The sequence below is a fragment of the uncultured Mucilaginibacter sp. genome (assembly GCF_903913935.1).
GTDB lineage: Bacteria > Bacteroidota > Bacteroidia > Sphingobacteriales > Sphingobacteriaceae > Mucilaginibacter.
Window position 1 is genome coordinate 1 of the sequence record NZ_CAIWNH010000310.1, and the last position, 5,386, is coordinate 5,386.

Below are 5,386 nucleotides of genomic sequence, written 5' to 3' on the forward strand. Positions count from 1 at the left end.
ATATTTTCACTTTTAATATAAATGGATATATCGCCAGATTGTCTATTTATAGAAAATAAATTCAAAATGCGACACTACCTAAAAAAGATGTGCAGCAAAACCTGCCCAATTTTTTACTAATTTCGAAGCTGTAAATATTTTACTGATTATACCTGATGAAAAGAGTTACCCTACTTATAACCATTGCGCTAATGACCGTAAGGGCCCTTGCCCAGGCCGAGCCCGTTAACTATGTTTCTGTTCTTACAAAATTCAAACAGTTCTATAACAATAACCAGGTTGATAGTATTTTCAGCATGTTCAGTCCTGAAATGAAGGCGGCTTTGCCACTAAGCAATTTTAAACCCACCACCGAGCAGTTGAAAGCTCAATATGGTGAATTGTTAAAGACAGAGTTTATTAAGTACGGCGAATCGCTGGCAGTTTATAAAGCCACGTTTAAAAACAGTATTTTTTTACTGAATGTATCTTTAAACCCGCAAAACAAATTAACGGGCCTGCTTTTGGGCCCGTACCAGGAATCGGCTGTTGCTAAACAAGCGGTTGACCCATCGATAACTGAATCTCCGGTATTGCTTAAAACATTTTCGGGCCAGATCTCAGGCACATTGGCCATGCCCAATAATGCCAGCGGTAAAGTGCCCGTAGTACTTATTGTTGGTGATGCGGGGCCCACCGACCGGGATGGAAATAATGAAAAGACTGGCTTAACTGCCAATATATATAAACTTTTAGCTGAAGAACTGGGCAAAAATGGCATAGCCTCTCTACGCTATGATAAACGGAACGTAGGCCAGAGCGTAAGTTCGACCAAAGAATCGCAGTTACGTATCGACGATTACAGTGATGACGCAGGCAGTTTAATAAACATGCTGAATGACGACCAGCGTTTCTCGAAAATCATCGTATTCGGGCATGGCGAAGGAGCGCTGGTATCTATGATTGCAATTATCGATCGTCCGGCAAAGGGGTATATTGCTGCAGAATCTGCAAGCGAACAGGGGGATAAGGTTTTGATAGACCAAATGAAATTGAGGCCCAAATACCAGCAGGATGAATTTAAAGCCATTTTAGACAGCCTGAAAAAGGGGAAAACAACCGACAAGGTGGACCCGTCGATCTATTTTATTGCAAGGCCAACTATTCAAAACTTTTTGATGTCAGTATGTCGCCTGGTGCCTACCAGGGGTATGAAAGCAATGAAAATCCCTGCACTGATCATCCAGGGAACTACTGACCTAACGGTGTCTGTGGATAATGCTGAAAAATTAAAAAAAGCAAAATCAGACGCCCAGATGCTGATCATAAAAGGGATGAATCACATTTTAAAGGATGCCCCGGCTGACGAAGATAAAAATACTGACACTTATAGTAAACCTGATCTGCCCCTGAGCGCCGGCCTGGTACCCGGGATGGTTGATTTTATAAATAAGATAAAATAAAGCCAGCCATCCTGAATCCTCCCGGGCAGGGAGGACTTAGGAGTTCCATAAAGCCTCCACAAATTGAGGGAGATTATTCGTATTTTGATAAATTTTTTAGGCACACATAAATGCTGCGTAATTTAGAGAGGGACTTACTTCCAATCGCCAAAAAACCTTCTTAAAGCTATGATCTCGCCGATATGGTAAGCATTGTGATCGGCGATTTGTAAAGCTTCCCGCAAAATATTTTGCCCGTCGCCATGTGGTAGTTTCTCATAAAGATTACTGTGTTCCATAAGTTCAATAAATTCATCAAGGTCGCTGTTTATCTGAGAGATTGCCCCGGCCCAGAGGCTTTCGTTTGCAGGAGCGCTTTGTTTGGGCCAGTAATCATCGGGCCATTTTGGCGATTTGTGCTCTTCATCTTTGCTAAACTGCAACATATCCCATTGTGCTATCCGGATGTGTTCAACCAACTGCCAGATGCTGTAAGGCATGTGCCCGGCTTTTTCGCCCCGCAGTTCCGGTTTCAGTTCTTTAAGCGCATCCTGTAACGAAATATGCGCCGAGCCCCCAAGCAACAATTTTGTTAATTCGGCAATTATTATTTTATCCTGGTTTTCCATAATGTTTCTGATGCCGGTTGAACAAATATCTGTTCATTTGGTTGTTAAAATTACCAAATAATTAAAGCCACATTACAAATAAAGCTTATTAATAAAAATTTTACTCAAGTGTTCGCTTTCTATTAATTTATTTCGGCTAAATGTTATAAGTTTATATTTTTCCAAAACAAACTGAATATCCAGGTGATCAAAAAAATATTAATTACAGTTGTTATCGTGGCACTCTTTTTTTCAGGGTGTAAAAAAGACGGTTCGGTTGGCCCACAGGCAGGCAGAGACGATGGTGCATTTGCGGTATATGAAAATAATTTCCTTGAAGGTTTATGGAAGCTAAATCCTGATTGGGCCACCACTGTCGGTTATCATAAATATGATAGCCTTTTGTTTGTACCTGATGATAAAAGCAGGGGCAAAATGGTTAATTATGCCAAATTACAGCTCGACTCATTAAGCAGGTTTGATATAACTACTTTAAATGATGCCAATAAAATTGATTACCAGGTGATGCAAAATGAAATGCAAAAGGCCGAGTGGAGCATTCAACAATTAAAAGCCTACCAGTGGGACCCAACATCCTATAATGTTACCCCGACATTCGCATACATTTTAAATGAACATTATGCCCCCTTGGCCAAACGGTTGCGCAATTTTTATCAAAAAATGTCAAACATCTCCGCGTATTACAAAGAGGCTGAGAAGCAAATAAAAAACCCGGTAGCCGAACTAACAGATCTTGCCGTTGAGCAACACCTGGGCGGCTTAAGTATTTTTGAAAAGGACTATGAAGATTCGCTCAAAAAATCAAACATCCCTGCGGCTGAGCAACAGCAAATGACAGATAAGGCGCATGCTTCTGCTGAAGTAATAAAGGGATTTGCTGAGTGGTTGAAGGTTTTAAAAAATGACCGGCCGCGAAGCTTCAGGTTAGGGAAAGAACTGTATGATGCCAAATTTAAATACGAAATTCAATCGGAATCCTCGCCGCAACAAGTATATAATGCCGCAGTTGAGCGCGTGAAATACATCCATCGCGAAATGGTGCAGGTAAGCAAAAAACTATGGCCGAAATATTTTGGCACAAAACCATTAACTGCTGATTCACTCGACATGGTAGCACGTGTAATTGACACCATCTCGTCAAACCATGTATCCCCGCGCGACTTCCAGTCGGCCATTGAAAATACCCTGCCAAAACTTACTGCGTTTGTACGGGCAAAAAACCTGGTTACGCTAGACCCTACCAAGCCTTTGCTGGTGCGGAAAGAACCCGGTTACATGGCCGGCGTGGCCGGCGCTTCAATGAGTTCGCCCGGGGCCTATGATAAAGAGGGCAATTCCTATTTTAATGTTGGCAGCCTTGCGGGATGGTCCGCTGAAAAAGCGGAAAGTTACCTGCGTGAATACAATCACTTTACGATGCAGATCTTGTGTATCCATGAAGCCCTACCCGGCCATTATGTACAATTGGTTTATGCCAATAAAGCCCCGAGCCTGATCAAATCAATTTTTGGCAATAGTGCGATGATTGAGGGCTGGGCTGTTTACAGCGAAGAAATGATGATGGAAAACGGGTATAGTGATGAGCCCGAAATGAAGCTGATGTGGTACAAATGGCACCTGCGGGCGGTTTGTAATGCTATTTTAGACTATAAGGTACATAATGAAAACATGCCAAAACAGGACGCCATGAAATTACTTACAGGGGAAGGTTTTCAGCAACAGGCCGAAGCCGATGGTAAATGGAAGCGCGTAACCGAATCCAGCGTGCAACTCGACAGTTATTTTGCGGGATACAAAGAGATCATCGATCTTAGGGAAGCTTATAAAAAGAAAATGGGCGATAAATACAAACTGAAAGATTTTAACGAAAAGTTTTTAAGTTACGGCAGCGCCCCCATACGGTACATCAAAGAAGCGATGCTAGCCAAAGCAGTTGCACCCGGCGGCTAGTGGGCGCAATTGAATTAAACCTTCTATTAACGGTAAAATTTCAACAAAAGTTAATTGGAGAATGCGTCAGTAATGAGCTAATTAATTTAACAAGGCAACTAATTTTATTCGTATTCAAAAACAGGTTGGCATGTGTGGCACTTATGTTGTGTGTTTGGCAGTTTGTGTATATTTTTCAGCATAGATATTTTACTACTTTTAAAATAAACCATACCTGTTTAACCAAATAATAAATTAAAAAACGAAGAATATGGGTAATAAAAAGACCCCTATTTCTTTTTCGCTAAAGACTATGCAAAAAACAGGTTAAACAAAATTGGAAAAACTAGCTATTTTCCCTCTTTTGGTTGTGTGTAATTATTTACACAAATCGGGTAATTATTTACACAATTTCCCCACTGCTGACTTAGTGATTTTTCTCATTTAAAATAAAAAAATGCGCTTGCTCAACGCATAGGCAGTTTCCATTTTTAGGGTACGATTTTTGTCGTTTTAGCGGTATACTCTCAAACTTCCATTATCATGAATACACTCACATATATTGGCATAGCAATACAGGCAGTTCCTGTGTTCTTCATTATTAAAACCAGTATATCAATGATCAAACGCAAAAGCATGTTTTAATGCTTTTGTTTTTTTTATTGATTTGAAGCAATGAAAATTTATTGCCCGGACACATCGTCGGGGCATTTTTTTTGTAACCCGGCCAAATGATCTTCCGTATAAATAGCCGAGTGAATATTTAATGATAATGCTAGTTTGAGTTATAGCCAGGGTTGAGAGCCTGGCTATATCTGTTTAAAAGCTATCCCCTCCCGAAGACGGGCAAAAAACACCATTAAAGTCCGACTTATCTGGGTAAACCGGATACCGATTTTTTTATTGCCGCTATTTTTCTTTGTAATATCTTTACTTGTTGCTAAATCCAACCAGCTTTAGTATGAAATACCTTTTATGCTTCGTTTTCTCATTAATATTTGCGCCTGTTTATGCTCAGCCGTTTAAACCATTGCTGCATTTAACAACAGGGGAAACCTATTATATGTCAAGTTCTGGAACAACAGAATTAACACAAAGCATACGCGGCCGGGAGAACAAAGTAAAAGTGGGGCTTTCATTTATTATGGCATTTAAGGTAACGGGCAAAACAGACTCGGTTTACAATATGGAAGTGCACTACCGGGCCATTGACATGAATCTACACATGCAAGATACCACTATAAATATGAATTCGGCGCGACAAGAAAATGCCGACACAGCTTCGTTAATTATGGCTGCCATAGTGAATAAACCCTTCAATATTGTATTAACGGTAAGGGGGAAAGTTATTGCGGTTAAAAACCTGGATAAAATATTTCTGGATGCTTTTGATAATTTCCGGCAAAT

At 40.4% G+C, this 5,386-nt stretch carries 4 protein-coding genes; 3 read left to right on the forward strand and 1 reads right to left on the reverse strand.

The genetic code is table 11. The features are described 5' to 3' along the window. Nucleotides 1-155: 155 nt before the first annotated feature. Nucleotides 156-1,442: a DUF3887 domain-containing protein gene (locus QZY09_RS12200; protein WP_295672755.1), complete on the forward strand. Its 1,287-nt coding sequence runs from the start codon at nucleotides 156-158 to the stop codon at nucleotides 1,440-1,442. Between the two features lie 134 nt (nucleotides 1,443-1,576). On the opposite strand, the gene QZY09_RS12205 is transcribed toward QZY09_RS12200, so the two are convergent. After that, a complete protein-coding gene (locus tag QZY09_RS12205) occupies nucleotides 1,577-2,050 on the reverse strand; it encodes a DinB family protein (protein WP_295672757.1) in 474 nt (157 codons plus the stop codon). Nucleotides 2,051-2,233: 183 nt separating this feature from the next. Between QZY09_RS12205 and QZY09_RS12210 the strand changes: the two genes are divergently transcribed. After that, nucleotides 2,234-4,000, forward strand: coding sequence for a DUF885 domain-containing protein (locus tag QZY09_RS12210; RefSeq protein WP_295672758.1), 1,767 nt, complete (start codon nucleotides 2,234-2,236; stop codon nucleotides 3,998-4,000). Between the two features lie 940 nt (nucleotides 4,001-4,940). Next, the coding region (locus QZY09_RS12215) for a DUF6263 family protein (RefSeq protein WP_295672760.1) at nucleotides 4,941-5,386 on the forward strand (446 nt) is incomplete at its 3' end.